Below are 16,784 nucleotides of genomic sequence, written 5' to 3' on the forward strand. Positions count from 1 at the left end.
TGCAGTGACACTGACACTTGACGGCGTAACCCATATCGTGAATGGCCAGACGCATATCCATCCCACGGATTTGACGCTTGAGAACGGCACGATGAACGTGCTCCTGGGGCCGACATCCTCCGGCAAGACATCCCTGATGCGTTTGATGGCCGGTCTGGACCAGCCCACCAAGGGTCGCATTATCTGGGAGGGCAACGACGTCACTGGCCAGCGCGTGCAAGACCGGAAGGTGGCAATGGTGTACCAGCAATTCATCAACTACCCCTCGATGAGCGTTTACGACAATATCGCGTCACCGATGAAGCTGATGGGTCTGGACACATCTGAAATCGACAGGCGCGTGCGCGAAACCGCAGACCTGATGCAGTTGTCCCCCATGCTGGATCGCAAGCCGCTTGAACTTTCCGGCGGGCAGCAACAACGCTGCGCGCTGGCGCGTGCATTGGTGAAGAATGCCGGGCTGGTCCTGCTGGATGAACCGCTGGCCAACCTCGACTACAAGTTGCGCGAGGAGCTGCGCGCCGAAATCCCGCGGATATTCGAGGAATCCGGCTCCATATTTGTCTATGCAACCACCGAACCCGAGGAGGCGCTCTTGCTGGGCGGGAACTGCGCGACATTGTGGGAAGGGCGCGTGACCCAGTTTGGCCCGACCGCACAGGTTTACCGTCAGCCGCGCGACGCGACAACGGCGCGGGTGTTTTCCGATCCGCCGATGAACTTTCTGGCCTTTGAAAAGTCGGGCGACGTTTTGCGGCATCCCGGTGGTGATATTCCTGCCGGTGCTTTTGCCGCCGGTTTGCCGGACGGGCGGTATCTGGCCGGCTTTCGACCCAGCCATCTGACGCTGGAAGCGGGACCGGATGCGATCCGGTTCGACACCACGTTGAACGTGACAGAAATCACCGGTTCCGAGACGTTCATTCACCTCGATCACGGCAAGGAACGCTGGGTCGGCCTTATTCACGGCGTCCGCGATCTGAAATCCGGGCAAGCCTTGCCTGTCTATCTTGATGCCAGCCGGGTCTATATCTTCGCGGAAGATGGCGCGCTTGTTGCTGGCGCTCCTTACGCGGAGGCTGCGTAATGGCCAAAATCACGCTTGATAACCTTGCCCATTCCTATTCGCCGAACCCGAAGTCGGAGGATGATTTCGCGCTCAAGGAATTGAACCACGACTGGGCCGATGGTGAGGCTTACGCGCTCCTCGGCGCCTCGGGGTGCGGAAAATCCACATTGCTGAACATCATATCCGGGCTTTTGATCCCATCGCAGGGGCGTGTCTTGTTTGACGACAAGGATGTCACGACCGCCCCGACAGCAGACCGGAATATCGCGCAGGTTTTCCAGTTTCCAGTTGTTTACGACACGATGACAGTGCGCGAGAACCTCGCGTTTCCGCTCAAGAACCGGGGTATGGACAAAGCGGAAATCACCCGGCTTGTCCAAAAGGTCGGCGCGATGATCGGGATGGAGACGGAACTGGATCGCAAGGCGCGTGGCCTGACGGCGGATGCCAAACAGAAGATTTCACTCGGGCGTGGTATGGTGCGTGAAGACGTCAATGCCCTGCTGTTTGATGAACCGCTGACGGTGATCGACCCGCATATGAAATGGGAGCTGCGCACGCAGTTGAAGAAGCTGCATCAGGATTTTGGCCACACGATGATCTATGTGACCCATGACCAGACCGAGGCGCTGACCTTTGCCGACAAGGTGGTGGTCATGCATGACGGACGGGTCGTTCAGATCGGCACGCCGCAGGAATTGTTTGAACGCCCGGCGCACACGTTTGTCGGCTACTTCATCGGATCGCCGGGCATGAACCTGTTTGATGCGCAGATCGACGGTGCGAAAGCTCGGGTCGGGCAAACGCATGTTGACCTCGGGGCCGCTTATGCGGCGCATGGAAAGACGCAAATCGGCGTTCGTCCGGAATTCATTCGCATGAACGTCGGCGGCGACGGGCTTCCCGCGACGATCCGCAGGATCGAGGATGTCGGCCGCCACCGTATCGTGCGCCTTGATGTCGATGGTCGCGCTATAAGCGCCATTGCAAACGAGGATGACGCAATCTCCTCAGACACTGACCGCATCACGTTCGATCCCGCCGGGATCAACGTTTACGCCGACGACTGGCGGATTGAACCCAGCGAAAGGGTCGCGCAATGAACAAGACCGTCAATCAAAAAGCATGGTTCCTGATCCTGCCCGTCATGGTGCTGGTGGCATTCTCGGCTGTCATTCCGCTGATGACCGTGGTGAACTATTCGGTGCAGGACACATTTGGCCAAAACCAGTTCTTTTGGGCCGGGCTCGACTGGTTCAAGGACATGCTCCATTCAAGCCGGATGTGGGATGCGCTGGGGCGTCAGTTGATGTTCTCGGCCATCATTCTGGCAATCGAAGTTCCGCTTGGCATTTTTGTAGCGCTGAACATGCCCAAAAGCGGCTTTTGGTCGTCCTTCTGCCTCGTGCTGATGTCGTTGCCGCTCTTGATCCCATGGAACGTGGTCGGCACGATCTGGCAAATCTTCGGACGCGTGGATATCGGCTTGCTTGGCTACACGCTTGATGCGATCGGCATTGATTACAACTACACCCAGGATACGATCGACGCGTGGGTGACGGTCATTGTGATGGATGTCTGGCACTGGACGTCCCTCGTCGCGCTGCTGGCCTTTGCCGGTCTTCGCTCCATCCCCGACGCCTATTACCAGGCGGCCAAGATCGATCAGGCCAGCCGTTGGGCCGTGTTCCGCTATATCGAGCTTCCCAAGATGGCGGGCGTGCTGATGATCGCGATCCTGCTGCGGTTCATGGACAGCTTCATGATCTACACCGAACCCTTCGTTGTCACCGGCGGCGGGCCCGGCAATGCAACTACCTTCCTGTCCATCGACCTCGTCAAAATGGCCCTTGGCCAGTTCGATCTTGGCCCGGCTGCGGCGTTCAGCCTGATGTACTTCCTGGTGATCATGGCAATCTCGTGGGTCTTCTACACCGTGATGACGACGATCGACAAAAGAGAGGGCAAGTAAATGAGCGACGCAGCAATCCCCGAAGTTGTCATCGACAAACGCGAGATGGTCGTCGAGCGCCCCCGCAAGGCAACGCGCCGGTTCCGACCGTCCGGTTCGGCGGTGGTCATGGGACTGTATATCCTGTTCCTCATGCTGCCGATCTACTGGCTGCTGAACATGAGCCTGAAAACGAATAACGAGATCCTCGGCACGTTTTCACTGTGGCCGCGTTCGTTCACTCTGGCGAATTACGCCAAGATCCTGACCGATCCCAGTTGGTATATGGGCTACGTCAATTCGCTGATCTATGTCGTCTTGAACACAGCCATCAGCCTTGCGGTGGCGCTGCCTGCGGCCTACGCGTTCAGCCGCTACAGGTTCATGGGCGACAAGCACCTGTTCTTCTGGTTGCTGACCAACCGCATGGCCCCGCCGGCTGTGTTCGCCTTGCCGTTCTTTCAACTCTATTCCAGCATCGGTCTCTTTGACACCCATATCGCGGTTGCCTTGGCGCATTGTCTGTTCAACGTCCCACTGGCGGTCTGGATACTCGAAGGCTTCATGCGCGGCGTGCCCAAGGAGATCGACGAGACAGCCTATATCGACGGCTATTCGTTCCCGAAGTTCTTTATCAAGATCTTTACCCCGCTGATCGCGTCTGGGATCGGTGTGGCCGCGTTTTTCTGCTTCATGTTTTCGTGGGTCGAATTGCTGTTGTCACGTACGCTGACCTCGGTCGATGCAAAACCGATCGCCGCGACGATGACGCGGACTGTGGGCGCGGCAGGGGTCGATTGGGGTGTGCTTGCGGCTGCGGGCGTGCTGACGATCGTTCCGGGAGCGTTGGTGATTTACTTCGTGCGCAATTACATCGCCAAAGGCTTTGCCTTGGGACGGGTGTGATGAGCCGGTTGATTTCGAAAGGAACACATGATGCTTGACTGGATGGCATGGACATGGCCGACGGCGGCCTTTTTCGCAAGTATCGCGGCGCTGTTGATCGTCTTTACGGTCCTGGCCGTCAAATACCCCGAAACTCCGCGCACCGGTGTCTTGCGGATTGAAACGACGCGCGGCGACAGGTTGTTCATCACCCTGCTCGGATCGGCCTTTATCAATCTCGCATGGTTGGGTCTGGGCTTTGGCCCGCAACCTTATGCGCTTCTCATTTGTCTTGCTTACGCCGCTGCGGTGTTCCGCTGGGTGTAGGCAGGCCAGATCACGTCCGCAGCTTTGCGGAGAAACGAACCGTTCTATTCCAAGGGAGGAAATCTGATGAACGTTTTAATGAAATCCACAACGGCACTGGGGCTAAGTCTCGGACTGCTCGCGGGTCCGGCATTCGCAGATATGGATGCCGCGATGAAGTTCCTCGATGAGGAGATTGACGGGGTCACAACCCTGTCTCGCGAAGACCAGGAAGCCGAGATGCAATGGTTTATCGACGCGGCCGAGCCTTATGCCGGCATGTCGATCAACGTCGTCTCCGAAACGATCACGACGCATGAATACGAAAGCCAGGTGCTCGCTCCGGCGTTTACGGCGATCACGGGTATTCAGGTCACGCATGACCTGATCGGCGAAGGCGACGTTGTCGAGAAATTGCAGACGCAAATGCAATCGGGCGAGAACATCTATGACGCCTATGTCAACGACAGTGATCTGATCGGAACGCATTTCCGCTATCAGCAAGTTCGAAACCTGACCGACTGGATGTCTGGTGAAGGGGCAGATGTGACGTCTCCGACGCTTGATCTGGAAGATTTTATCGGCCTTCAGTTCACCACCGGACCCGACGGCAAACTCTATCAGCTGCCCGACCAGCAGTTCGCAAACCTCTACTGGTTCCGGTATGATTGGTTCACAGATCCGGAAATCATGGCCGATTTCAAGGAAGCCTACGGGTATGATCTGGGCGTTCCGGTCAACTGGTCCGCGTATCAGGATATCGCGGAATTTTTCACTGGCCGCGTAATCGATGGCGTCGAAGTCTACGGCAACATGGATTACGGCAAGAAAGACCCGTCGCTTGGCTGGCGCTACACCGACGCATGGATGTCCATGGCCGGTATGGGCGACGTGGGTGAGCCAAACGGCCTGCCGGTCGATGAATGGGGCATTCGTGTCAACGAAAACTCCCAGCCTGTCGGCGCATGTGTGAGCCGTGGCGGCGCCACGAACTCGCCCGCTGCGGTCTATGCTGTGGACAGTGCGATCAAGTGGTTGCAGGAATACTCGCCCCCCTCGGCGATGGGCATGACCTTCTCGGAGGCCGGGCCGGTTCCTGCACAGGGCAATATCGCGCAGCAAATGTTCATGTACACGACGTTCGTCGCACCGCTGGTTGCGTCCGATGCCGTGATGAACGAAGACGGCACGCCGAAATGGCGCCTCGCTCCCAGCCCGCATGGTGCGTATTGGGAGGAGGGGATGAAGGTTGGCTATCAGGACGTGGGATCGTGGACGTTGATGAAATCGACGCCCGAAGATCGTGCTCAGGCAGCGTGGCTTTATGCCCAGTTCGTGACGTCCAAGACAGTCGACGTGAAGAAATCGGATGTCGGTCTGACCTTCATTCGCGAGTCGACCGTCAACTCCGATCACTTCACGGAACGTGCGCCGAACCTTGGCGGATTGGTGGAATTCTACCGCTCGCCTGCACGGACACAGTGGTCACCCACCGGCACAAACGTTCCGGACTACCCCAAGCTGGCTCAGCTCTGGTGGCAGAACATTGGCGACGCCATGTCGGGCGCGAAATCCTCGCAAGAGGCTCTCGACCAGTTGTGCGCTGACATGGAAAGCGTGATGGAGCGACTCGAGCGCGCTGGCATCCAGGGTGATCTGGGTCCGGTCCTCAACGAAGAGCGTGAAGCGTCCTACTGGCTGGAGCAGCCCGGTGCGCCGAAGCCTGCTTTGGACACCACCGACGAAGAGCCACAGACGGTGAACTACGACGAGCTTGTTTCGTCCTGGACGAGATAAGACTTGCACGCGACTGGAGCGCGGAATGGTGCGCTCCAGTCTCCTCAATTCTGCGATCTCTCCGACGCGTCAAAGCAGGCGGCCAAAGTCACGCGGGCGTCCAGTTCAGATTGCGGGTTTGGGAGGAGGCAAAAAAACCCGCAATCTGAGGCTCCTGAAGTGCTGCCAAGCACAATCATGAGTTTAGGGATGCGGGAGCAATGGTGTGAGTGAGAAAAGCGTGAGAAATGAATTCACGCGGTCTGAACATTGCCTAACCCGGATGTTTCAAAGCGATGCCGCAAACCGGAGGGACACGGAATTTCCCCTCTCTGGCAATGGCTTGCGCCTCTTGCATGGGTTTTGGCTGCGTGTCGTCATGCAAGGGCAAGAATCCTGTTGTCGCGCCATTTCCTGACAGGAAATTAAGCGCAATCATCCTGGTTGCGGTCGCCGCGGCGGCACTTGTACCGATAACCCGCGCGCCTGAACCTGACAGAACGCCGATGGAGGGCAGGCCGGGTCGCATGGTGCCTTGATCGGAAACCGCGCACGCATTTGGAACCTCTGGGCCGAGGGTTGCAGTCTCGTCCGGTGCAATGGCGACGGACGCGCTGCCGCTATATGGGGCGGGTGTGTCGGTGGTCTGAACATAGCCCGCGACGCGAAAGACAGATGGGGCGGTGCCGATCCCGTTCAGGCAACCGTAGCCGCGCACCGGCGACAAGCCGCGCGTTTCCAAAGGACGCGGCGGTTTGGGGCGCTTCAGGTCAACAAGTACGCTCTGCTGCCCGCCGGTGCCGAGTTGCGTTGGATCGTCATCGCGTTGCACCCAGATGTCGAGGTGCTGGCCTTCGCGCAGCGGGTCCTGGGCGGTGTCAACGGATATCGTCCACAGCCCCGATGGTGCGCGCCGGTCCTGTTCGTTGTTGGCGGTCGTCGGAATCAGAGCCAACATGACGCGCCAGCGATTGCCTTGATGTCTGTCGACAGACAGTTGGCCGATGTTCTTTCCCATCATCTCAAGCTCGCCAAACCGCCTCGGGTCGCCCCCTGCAAGGTCGGCATCGGGCGATATATCCATCGTGCCGCCGGTCTCAAGCGTCAGGTTGTGCGGCGGGGTGACAGTGACGCTCCAGCCGCGCGGATCAAGATGAAGCGGCAGCCAGATCTCAAGATAGCTTGATGTGCGGTCGTCCGGTTTGATCTGCCAGCCAAAATTGTAAACGCCGTCAGTGGCATCGTCCGGAGACAAACGCGCGTGCATGTCATTGGCGAAGTTGTTGCCGGTTGGCATGACAATTTCCGTCAAAGGTTGCCTTTCGCGGCGCGATGTCAAAATCGCCTCTACCGCACGTTCAAAGCTGGATTGACCGTCATGCCGATTGGCACTCCATCCATAGCTGAAATTGAGGACCAGCGGAATTTCCTCTCCGTCATAGGCATCTGCGATCATCCGGGCGCGTTGGAAAATGTACTCGATGGCGCTGAGCATCATCATTTCCTTGCCAAAGCCGGACGTGTCCCAAGCGATTGTGTTGGGCAGTTGCACGGCGATGATCTGGGCGTCGTCTGGCAAATCGTGCGCGCTGACAGTGCGATCATTTCCGGCAGCCAGACCCATGATATGCGCGCCGTGGGTGGCGTGGTGCATCAGGACGGTGTCAAGTTCCGGCAGATGTCGGTCAATCGCGCCGGCTTCGAAATAGGCCCGGCGTTCCTGTGATCCGTGACGGGCGCGAAGATCGTCGATCTGCCCGTTGGTGATCTCACGCCCCATCGGAACGGCGGCGCGTGTGTCGGCGCGGGCGCCTTGCATCCAGCATACGTTGATCCGCGTTGCGCCTTGGCTGTCGCAAAACGCGCGGTGCATGAACGGAATGCCGTCATCGATCACGCCAATAATCGCGCGCGGTTTGGCACTCGGGCGCCGCCATCCGGCAGGCGGTTGATCGGGGGTGTACGTCGTCGCCCAGGTTGCGGGTTCTATCGGCATATTGAGCCGATAGCGCGGCGCATCGAGCGTATCGAGCAGCCGCGCAAGACGGGCATCCTCGTTTGCACTTTCGGTAGGACCAGACTTGTCCCACATGACGAATGGCGTCACGTCAGGGCTCGAACTCCAGAGCGGTGGAATGCGGATTTTGAGGTTGGCGGTATCGTGAAGGGTGCCGCGCCCTTCCATAAGCGCGGTGAAATGCGTCGACGGACCGTGCTTGATGGCGGGAAATGCGTAAGGACGGCCCAAGTCCTCAGAGAAAACCCAGCGCTCGTAGGGGCCGGTGTATTTCTCGATCCGTTCATTGCTGCTGCGCTGTGGAAACATGATCAAACCTTCTGTGCTTCGTCGCTGGCGTGCTCCCACAGCCATTTGAAGGTCGGGGTCGACGGAAGATGGTGGGTCTCGCCGGTGGGCGCCAGTCCGCGTGCGGTCGCGATTGTGGGGTCGCGGAAGTCTTCATCGAAGAAGTCGTGACTGGCCGGGGCGTAGTCCATCGCGGTGATGTCTTTGATGAGTCCGCAGCGGTTCAAGACGATTGTCCCCACGATCCGGCCCAGCGTCGCGCCGGCCCAGCTGTCGATCGGGTAGTGGACCCCGGCGACCGTGCGGTTGACCGCGATCCGCTCGGCCAATGCGCGCATCACGTCGATGCGCTCGTCACCGTCTGACAGGCAGTTCCAGTCCTTCAACAAGGCTTCGAGGACGGTCAGCACGGCGTAGCTTTCGGTCGCGTGGGCCGACGGAAAGCTGCCGTGACCGGGCGTCGGGATCATCGGCATGAGGCGGGCGTCGATCTGGTCCGGCCGACGCACCGCAAGATGACTTTTGACGATCATCGCCGCGTGTGCCGCCGCGACTTGGGTCGCGGTGATCAATTCGAACGTCTTGGCGTTCTGAGCGCTATGCAAACCCAGTATCATCGCGAAATACGCAGTCGGAAAGCCAAGCTGCGAGGTGATCTCTGCGGTGCGCTCTGCCCGCAAAGTGGCGTAATCGGCGACATAGCTGCATTGTTCCCGCAAAAGGCTTTGGTCGGGACGGTGCAGGATCAGACACGACTTGCCGTCAAATGACAGGCCGACCTTGGCCGCCTCGCTTTCGGTGGCGTCATGCGGCTGAGCCGACACTCCGGCCAGAAATTCGCTGACATAGAGCGATCCGCGCACCCATGTTGCCAATCCAGACAGATTGGCGGGATTGGAAAACGGCAATTCCTGATCAGTGGGGCTCGCCCCCGCTTCTGTCAGATGGCGCAGACCCTCCGCGACCGATTGCAGACCCAGCGTTGTTGCCGCATCATAACCACCGGGGTCCTGTCTCCCCAGAAATCCGCCCAGGCCGGTGAAGTTGGTGCCGCCGCCGAAACCGCCGAAGCCCCCAAACCCACCAAACCCTCCAAATCCGCCGAAGCCACCATATTGCGCCATGTTGAATCATCCTTTTGCAAAATACGTTATGGAACCCCTGCGGCTGCCAATGCGGTCATGACCAGCTTGCCGGTCTTGCTATCGGCAGAGGGATGCGTGTTGCGATAATCGTCGAGGCAGAAATCGGGAAACCGGCGTTGCAGATCGTCGGCGGTCTGGCGCGCTTCGGCGCCGCGATCCAGCGCGTGAAGCGCGGCAATCCGCGAGCGGAGCGTCGAGATATGCCGGTCATTCACCTCCAGAGAGCGATCGGCCAGTTCCAGCGCCTTTTCGTATTCGCCACCTGCCAGATAAGCCGAGCTTGCAAGGCTGTCGAAATAATACGCGAAGGGATCAATGGGAGACAGGTCGCGCGCCATTTTGGTGGCGCGAATGGCAGATTGGCCCTCGTCACGAAAAGCGAGCAGCGACCCCCGCAAAAGCCATGCGAGGCTTTCGCTGGGATTGATATCTTGCGCGGCAGCATAGCGTTTCTCGGCGAGATCCATGTTTTTCAGGATATTGCCGTTCACAAACCCGTCGATTGTCAGCCCGAAACTTGATTGCGGATCAAGATCCAGCGCACGTGCCGTGCAATCAAGCGCCCGCTGCGTGTCACCCGCGCGATCCGTGCTGTAATTCTTGAAGATGCTCAAAACATACCACTTGCCAAGCCATGACAGCACGTTCGGATTGTCGGGCGCACGCGACGCGGCCTCATCGAGCAATTGCCGTGCGCGCAGGAAGTCGCCAAGCCTCGGGTGGTGCATCGCGGTGGCACCGGCGATCAGCAGGCGGTGGTCGGGAAGGTCCGGCAATGGCGTCTGACGCCCCACATGCAACGCGGTTTCGGCAATCGAGCGGCCAACCGATTGCACGACGTTCACCAGCCAGTCCGCAGCGTCCTGTGCAAAATGTGCGGCGCCACAAGACAGATGGCGGTTCCACAGCAGCGTGCCGGTGTGAACGTCAATGAAATCGACATCGGCGACCAGCAGGTCACCATGCCGCCGCATCGCGCCGGTCATCAGAAAATCAACATCGAGCGTTTTGCGCACATTCACAAGATCGACAAATCGCTGCGACATGGCGCGGCCTGACAGGTGCGAAATCACGGATAACAGGCTGGAGCGCGACATCATCCGGCAGGTTTCCTCGGCAATCCAGTCACCGGCGATGGCAAGATCCCTGTCGCCCGCTGGGACAGCCAGAGGCAGAGCGCAAACGCGAGGCCGGATGCGGGCCGGCCCGGTCTTTTTCGAAATGGTACACAGAGCCTTCACCGTGTCAGGTCGCGCCCGCACCCCGTCGCGCCACGCGACAAACGCCGGTTCCCGGACATTCAGATCATCGAGAAATGGCCCGTCGGCAGGCCCGCCGATCACCTTGATCCGTGCCATGTCGATCTCGATTTCCTTGTTCGACACGGTCAGGATTTTGTCGAAATTGTCACCGATCCGCTTGCGCAGATCCGAAAGCGCGCGTCGCAGATTCTGATGCCCGCTTTCGTAATCTGCCAGGCCCCATAGGGTTTCCTGAAGAAAGCTTCGCGAACGGCGGTTCAGCGGCGCAGTCACGAGGAGCGCAAACAAGGCGCGGTGCTTTGCTCCGGTAATGTCGCCCGCGCGCGGGTCGGTGTGGCGCAGTACGCAAGAACCGAATAGCGAAATTTCGAGCTCTGCGGCCAAGATGTGGTTCTCCCTTTACGTTACGTTATGCTAAACGCCGCGGTCATGGGAACCAAGTCTTTCACACTGATTTCACGCTCTTGCGTTGCGAGGCTTTGCTAGGCTGGTCGCGCAATGATCCAGGACACCCCGTTTATGCCGGAAAAGCACGCGCCTTTTGAGATTGACGATGCGGTGGATTTTTACCGGCAGTGGCCGGTTTTACGAGACCGCGCAATCGGCCTGACCCAATCGCGCGATCCCGCCGACGCAGAGTTGCTGCGATGGATGATAAAGGTCATTGATATGATCGGACCCAGCGATCTTCGTCACGACAGCTAAAGGGGCAAGCGGTTCAGGTGACCGATTTGCGGACCATGTGCCAGTAAATGTTCTCGATCTCGTCCAGCGAAAGACGCCCTCCGCTGCGATACCACGTGTTGACGCCGGTCAGCATGGCGATGATGGCAAGCGCGGTGATTTTGATGTCGGCAATGTCGAAAGCGCCAGTGTTGCGACCGTTCTCCAAGATCGTTTCCAATTCGCGCTCGTATTGCCGGCGCAAGTCTTCGATGGCGGAAAAGTTGTCCGGTGTCAGATTGCGCAGCTCCATATACGAGATGAACACCGCCTCCGGACGTTCCAGATGAAAGCGGATATGAAACCGTGTGAACGCTTCAAGCTGCAATTGCGGCGTTGCACTTTGCGGCAAGGCGGCATGGGCGGTCAACAGATCGTCCATATGTCCCTTGAGCAGATCGAACAGCAGCGATTGCTTGTCGGTCGTATAGTTGTAAAGCGCGCCCGCCTGTACGCCGACCAGCCTGGCGATCTGGCGCATCGACACCGCGGCATAGCCATGACGGGCAAACAGCGTCAGCGCCGCGCTTTGAACGCGGGGGCCGGTGATGTCCGAGTGAGATCCCGTCGTGCGTGCCATGCCCGTCAGGTTAACTGAACGATTGTTCAGATCAAGCCCGTGGTTGCACGTGCGCTGTCGCTGCGGCATGACAGTGCCAAAGAAGGAGCGGGACGATGTGGCGTGCGTGGATCCTTTTAATGATGAGCCTGACGGCCTGCGCCGAGTTTCCGCAGGTCGATGCAGCGCTGAGCGCTGACGCCGCCAGGCTTGAAACGCCGAAACTGCTGCCATTCGAGCAACTTTTGACCGCCGAAGAACCGCGCCTGACGGAAACCGATGACGAAGAGCTTCGCGCGCGTGCCGAAGGCTTGCGAAACCGCGCTGACGGTTTGCGGCGACCGGTGATCGAGCCGGACACGCGCGACCGTATGGAGACCGGTGTCACGCCCCCCTGACACGCCCCGTTGCAGCATCCCCCACAAGGCGCTATTGCGGGCCAAAATTTGCCTGTTTCTGAAAGGATGCCCCATGACCGAACCCTTGCGCCTTGGAATTGCAGGATTGGGCACCGTGGGCGCCGGGGTCGTCAAGATCGTGCGCCAGAAGGCGGCGCTGCTTGAAGCCCGGAGCGGTCGGCCGATTGCGATTTCGGCGGTATGCGCGCGCAGCCGAGTCAAGGATCGCGGTGTGCCGCTTGACAGCTACGATTGGGAGGACGATCCCGTCACTCTGGCGCAGCGCGACGATGTGGATGTTTTTGTTGAACTTATGGGCGGCAGCGATGGTCCGGCGAAGGCCGCGACCGAAGCGGCGCTTCGGGCTGGGAAGGACGTCGTTTCTGCCAACAAAGCGCTGTTGGCGCATCACGGTCAGGCGCTGGCCGAAGCGGCAGAAGCATCTGGCGCAGTGTTGCGTTTCGAAGCTGCGGTTGCCGGCGGGATACCAGTGGTCAAGGCATTGACCGAAGCTCTTGCGGGCAATGACATCGAACGTGTCATGGGGGTGATGAACGGCACCTGCAACTACATCCTGACGCGCATGGAATCCGCCGGTCTGAGCTATGACGAGGCGTTCGCAGAGGCGGACGGGCTTGGGTTTCTCGAAGCCGATCCCGAACTGGATGTCGGTGGCATCGACGCGGGCCACAAGCTGGCGCTTTTGGCGTCGATTGCGTTTGGAACTCAGGTGGCGTTCGATGCGGTAGAGCTTGAAGGTATCGGCCGCGTCAGCATCGAGGACATTCGTCAGGCCGCTGACATGGGCTATAAGGTCAAGCTCTTGGGTGTGTGCCAGATGACGGGGCGCGGCCTTGAGCAACGCATGTCGCCCTGCCTCGTCCCGGCGACATCGCCACTGGGTCAGCTGGACGGTGGTACGAATATGGTCGTGATCGAAGGCGATCAGGTTGGCCAGATCGTCCTGCGCGGCGCCGGTGCCGGCGAGGGTCCGACGGCAAGCGCGGTCATGGGCGATGTTCTCGACATTGCGCGCGGCACGCGGGTCACGACCTTCGGACAACCTTCCAGCACTCTGGTCAAAGCCTCTCCTGCCCAAACTGCAACTTCAGCGCCCTATTATCTGCGGCTCTTGTTGCTCGACAAACCCGGCGCGCTCGCGAAGGTGGCGGCTGTGCTGGGTGAGGCGGGTGTGTCGATCAACCGGATGCGCCAGCGCAGCCATGATCTCGACACCGCGCCGGTGCTGATCGTGACCCACAAGACCACGCGCGCGGCGCTTGACACGGCGCTTGCATCGATGGTGGGCACCGGCGTTGTCGAGGGCGAGCCCGTGGCCCTTCGGATCGAGAAGGTCTGAGCGCGATAGCGCAATCACGCTTGTCAGCCAATACCGCCGCGCTTAACACGGATACAGTTCAACAAAATCCCGTCTGGAGAATTTTATGCCCACTCGCTCCGATTTCAATGACCGCATGCTGTCCCTCGGTCTGGCGCGCGTGGCCGAGCAAGCCGCGATTGCGACTGTCGATCTAATCGGGCGCGGTGACGAGAAAGCCGCCGATCAGGCGGCCGTCAACGCCATGCGAGAACAGCTCAACCTGCTTGATATCAAGGGTGTGGTGGTGATCGGTGAGGGCGAACGGGATGAAGCGCCGATGCTGTTCATCGGTGAGGAAGTGGGCAACGGCAACGGTCCCGGCGTCGATATCGCGCTTGATCCGCTCGAAGGCACGACGCTGACGGCCAAGGACATGCCCAACGCGCTGACCGTGATTGCGATGGGGCCGCGCGGCTCCATGCTGCACGCGCCGGACGTGTATATGGACAAGCTGGCGATCGGGCCGGGCTTTGCCGAGAACGTCGTGACGCTCGACATGACCCCGAAAGAGCGGGTCGAGGCGCTTGCGAAGGCCAAGGATTGCCGTCCGCGCGATATTACGGTCTGCGTGCTCGAACGCCCCCGCCATGAAGACATGATCGCCGAGATTCGCTCGACGGGCGCGTCGATCCGGTTGATCACGGATGGCGATGTGGCCGGCGTGATGCACTGCGCCGAACCGGCGCAAACCGGGATCGACATGTATATGGGAACGGGTGGCGCACCCGAAGGTGTGCTGGCGGCGGCCGCGTTGAAATGCATGGGCGGGCAGATTTTCGGCCGCCTGCTGTTTCGCGACGACGATGAGAAAGGCCGTGCGGCCAAGGCCGGGATCACCGATCTGGACAAGATTTACAACCGTGACGAAATGGTCACGCAGGATGTCATCTTCGCCGCTACCGGCGTCACGAGTGGATCGCTGCTGCCCGGTATCAAGCGCGAGGTCGGGTTTTACACCACCGAAACGCTGCTGATGCGGTCCAAAACCGGGTCTGTCCGGCGTATGACCTACCGCAATCCGCGCCACGCGTGAGGGTTTCGTGACGGGCTATCTGGGTGTTGACCGGTCCCTGACCGGACGCAAATGGATCGGGCCCACGGCAGAGGTGACGCGCCAGTCCGAAGCTCTGGCGCAAGACACCGGTTTGCCGCTCGCCCTCTGTCAGACATTGGCGCGCCTCGGCGTCTCGTCTGATGACGCGCCCAGCTATCTCGAACCCACGTTGCGCGCGTTGCTGCCTGATCCGCGCGGCTTGCGCGATATGCAGCGCGCCGCAGAGCGCTTGGTGCATGCCGTCAGAAACCGAGAGCGGATCGCGATTTTCGCGGATTATGACGTGGATGGCGGCGCGTCTGCCGCGTTGCTGATCGACTGGCTGCGCCAGCTTGACCGGCGCGCAACGCTCTACGTTCCCGACCGGATCGACGAAGGCTACGGCCCGAACGTCCCCGCGATGCAGGCGCTTGCCAAAGACCATGATCTTGTCATCTGCGTGGATTGCGGAACCCTGTCGCACGATCCGATCGCGGCGGCGCAAGGCGCGGATGTCGTTGTGCTTGATCATCACCTGGGCGGCGAAACCCTGCCGGATGCCTATGCGGTGGTGAACCCAAACCGGCAGGATGAAGACGGTGCGCTGGGCCATCTTTGCGCCGCCGGTGTGGTGTTTCTGGCACTTGTCGAAGCGGGACGGCAGATGCGCGAGGCCGGAAAAACCGGGCCAGACCTGATGCCGCTGCTCGATCTGGTGGCGCTTGCTACGGTGGCTGACGTTGCACCCTTGCGCGGCGTCAACCGGGCGCTGGTGCGGCAGGGCTTGAAAATCATGGCCGGGCGGGCGCGACCGGGCCTGGTTGCGCTTTGCGATGTCGGGCGGCTCGACACGGCTCCCAAATGCTACCATCTTGGTTTTGTTCTTGGCCCTCGTGTCAATGCGGGCGGGCGGATTGGCAAGGCCGATCTGGGCGCACGGCTTTTATCGACCACCGATGTGCATGAGGCAAAGGCGATGGCCGACCGGCTCGATGCTCTCAATTCGGAGCGGCGCGAGATCGAGGAATCCGTGCGCGCGCAGGCGTTGGAGCAGGCCGAGGCGCGTGGGCTGGATGCACCATTGGTCTGGGCCGCCGGAGAGGGGTGGCATCCGGGCGTTGTCGGCATCGTGGCGTCTCGGCTCAAGGAATTGTCGAACCGGCCCTCCATCGTCATCGGGTTTGACGGCGAGGACGGCAAGGGATCGGGCCGTTCGGTCACCGGCATCGACCTTGGTGCCGCAATCCAGCGGCTTGCGGCGGACGGTCTCTTGCTCAAAGGCGGCGGGCACAAGATGGCCGCAGGCCTGTCACTCTCGCGCGACCAATTGGAACCGGCGATGGCCCGGTTGGCGGAGCTGCTTGCCAAGCAGGGGGCCGATCGGTTGGGCGCGTCGGATCTGCGCCTCGACGGCCCCTTGATGCCCGGCGCCGCGACGCCGGAGCTGATCGAACAGCTTGAGGCAGCAGGTCCGTTCGGAGCAGGCGCCGCCGCGCCGAGATTTGTATTTCCCGACGTTCGGATCACGTTCGCCAAACGAGTCGGCAGTTCGCATCTCAAGATAAGTTTCGGCGATGGCATGGGTGCCCGGATCGACGCAATCTGCTTCGGCGCTTTCGACGGAGACCTTGGAGCCGCGCTCGAACACCACGGCGGCGCGCGATTCCATCTGGCGGGCCGATTGGAGATCAACGAGTGGGGCGGCCGGCGCTCCGTGCAATTGCGGCTCGAAGATGCGGCACCTGCCAGCGGGTAATCGCTTCTAAGGCTTTGATTGAGCGTAAATATTTTGGTAATTTAGCTCCTGTGGCGGCCAATTCAAAAAACCACGCATCAACATGAATTTCTGCTTGCAAGGCTGCGCGCCTTTGCCTAGATACACCGCACGCTACACCAGTGGCCCGTTCGTCTATCGGTTAGGACGCCAGGTTTTCAACCTGGAAAGAGGGGTTCGATTCCCCTACGGGCTGCCACTTTTCCCCAACATCACT

At 60.1% G+C, this 16,784-nt stretch carries 15 protein-coding genes and 1 tRNA gene; 12 read left to right on the forward strand and 4 right to left on the reverse strand.

What is annotated here, in order from left to right; all coding sequences use genetic code 11:
* The first annotated feature begins 4 nt into the window (after positions 1–4).
* From ACGKZZ_RS04645 to ACGKZZ_RS04670, 6 genes are all read left to right on the forward strand, one after another.
* Positions 5–1,087 (forward strand): ABC transporter ATP-binding protein, encoded by a 1,083-nt coding sequence (locus ACGKZZ_RS04645; protein ID WP_411222308.1) that lies wholly within the window; start codon positions 5–7, stop codon positions 1,085–1,087.
* Positions 1,087–2,172 carry an ABC transporter ATP-binding protein gene (locus ACGKZZ_RS04650; RefSeq protein WP_411222309.1) on the forward strand — a complete coding sequence of 362 codons (1,086 nt, stop codon included), beginning with the start codon at positions 1,087–1,089 and terminating at the stop codon, positions 2,170–2,172. Before ACGKZZ_RS04645 ends, ACGKZZ_RS04650 begins: the two co-directional genes overlap by 1 nt.
* Entirely contained in the window at positions 2,169–3,041 is an 873-nt protein-coding gene (locus ACGKZZ_RS04655; RefSeq protein WP_411222310.1) for a carbohydrate ABC transporter permease, read from the forward strand. The genes ACGKZZ_RS04650 and ACGKZZ_RS04655 overlap by 4 nt, the downstream gene beginning before the upstream one ends.
* A 45-nt stretch (positions 3,042–3,086) precedes the next feature.
* A complete protein-coding gene (locus ACGKZZ_RS04660) occupies positions 3,087–3,926 on the forward strand; it encodes a carbohydrate ABC transporter permease (protein WP_411222719.1) in 840 nt (279 codons plus the stop codon).
* A gap of 30 nt (positions 3,927–3,956) precedes the next feature.
* Complete coding sequence (locus ACGKZZ_RS04665; protein ID WP_411222720.1) at positions 3,957–4,232, forward strand: DUF2160 domain-containing protein; 276 nt, start codon at positions 3,957–3,959, stop codon at positions 4,230–4,232.
* Between the two features lie 66 nt (positions 4,233–4,298).
* Entirely contained in the window at positions 4,299–6,008 is a 1,710-nt protein-coding gene (locus ACGKZZ_RS04670; RefSeq protein WP_411222311.1) for an ABC transporter substrate-binding protein, read from the forward strand.
* Between the two features lie 253 nt (positions 6,009–6,261).
* Here ACGKZZ_RS04670 and ACGKZZ_RS04675 read toward each other — a convergent pair whose 3' ends face one another.
* Genes ACGKZZ_RS04675 through ACGKZZ_RS04685 form a run of 3 tightly spaced genes read right to left on the reverse strand, consistent with a single transcriptional unit; the run spans position 6,262 to position 11,083 of the window.
* Complete coding sequence (locus ACGKZZ_RS04675; protein ID WP_411222312.1) at positions 6,262–8,313, reverse strand: hypothetical protein; 2,052 nt, start codon at positions 8,311–8,313, stop codon at positions 6,262–6,264.
* Between the two features lie 2 nt (positions 8,314–8,315).
* On the reverse strand, positions 8,316–9,416 hold the full coding sequence (locus ACGKZZ_RS04680; protein WP_411222313.1) for a phosphatase PAP2 family protein: 1,101 nt from the start codon (positions 9,414–9,416) through the stop codon (positions 8,316–8,318).
* 26 nt (positions 9,417–9,442) lie between these two features.
* The gene (locus tag ACGKZZ_RS04685; protein WP_411222314.1) at positions 9,443–11,083 is read right to left on the reverse strand and encodes a hypothetical protein; all 1,641 of its coding nucleotides are present in this window, start codon (positions 11,081–11,083) and stop codon (positions 9,443–9,445) included.
* A gap of 114 nt (positions 11,084–11,197) precedes the next feature.
* Between ACGKZZ_RS04685 and ACGKZZ_RS04690 the strand changes: the two genes are divergently transcribed.
* Entirely contained in the window at positions 11,198–11,404 is a 207-nt protein-coding gene (locus tag ACGKZZ_RS04690) for a hypothetical protein (RefSeq protein ID WP_411222315.1), read from the forward strand.
* A gap of 13 nt (positions 11,405–11,417) precedes the next feature.
* Here the strand turns inward: ACGKZZ_RS04690 and ACGKZZ_RS04695 are convergent, their stop codons facing one another.
* Positions 11,418–12,002 (reverse strand): TetR/AcrR family transcriptional regulator, encoded by a 585-nt coding sequence (locus ACGKZZ_RS04695; protein ID WP_411222316.1) that lies wholly within the window; start codon positions 12,000–12,002, stop codon positions 11,418–11,420.
* A gap of 95 nt (positions 12,003–12,097) precedes the next feature.
* Here ACGKZZ_RS04695 and ACGKZZ_RS04700 point away from each other — a divergent pair, with 95 nt between their 5' ends.
* From ACGKZZ_RS04700 to ACGKZZ_RS04720, 5 genes are all read left to right on the forward strand, one after another.
* Positions 12,098–12,379, forward strand: coding sequence for a hypothetical protein (locus ACGKZZ_RS04700; protein WP_411222317.1), 282 nt, complete (start codon positions 12,098–12,100; stop codon positions 12,377–12,379).
* A 73-nt stretch (positions 12,380–12,452) separates the two neighbouring features.
* Positions 12,453–13,739, forward strand: a complete 1,287-nt coding sequence (locus ACGKZZ_RS04705) for a homoserine dehydrogenase (protein ID WP_411222318.1) — start codon at positions 12,453–12,455, stop codon at positions 13,737–13,739.
* 85 nt (positions 13,740–13,824) lie between these two features.
* A complete protein-coding gene (gene glpX / locus ACGKZZ_RS04710) occupies positions 13,825–14,793 on the forward strand; it encodes a class II fructose-bisphosphatase (RefSeq protein ID WP_411222319.1) in 969 nt (322 codons plus the stop codon).
* A 7-nt stretch (positions 14,794–14,800) separates the two neighbouring features.
* Positions 14,801–16,549 carry a single-stranded-DNA-specific exonuclease RecJ gene (recJ, locus tag ACGKZZ_RS04715; RefSeq protein WP_411222320.1) on the forward strand — a complete coding sequence of 583 codons (1,749 nt, stop codon included), beginning with the start codon at positions 14,801–14,803 and terminating at the stop codon, positions 16,547–16,549.
* A 142-nt stretch (positions 16,550–16,691) separates the two neighbouring features.
* Positions 16,692–16,766 (forward strand) — tRNA-Glu (locus tag ACGKZZ_RS04720).
* The last annotated feature ends 18 nt before the right edge of the window (positions 16,767–16,784 follow it).

Source organism: Marivita sp. S2033 (assembly GCF_046592965.1).
Classification (GTDB): Bacteria; Pseudomonadota; Alphaproteobacteria; order Rhodobacterales; family Rhodobacteraceae; genus Marivita.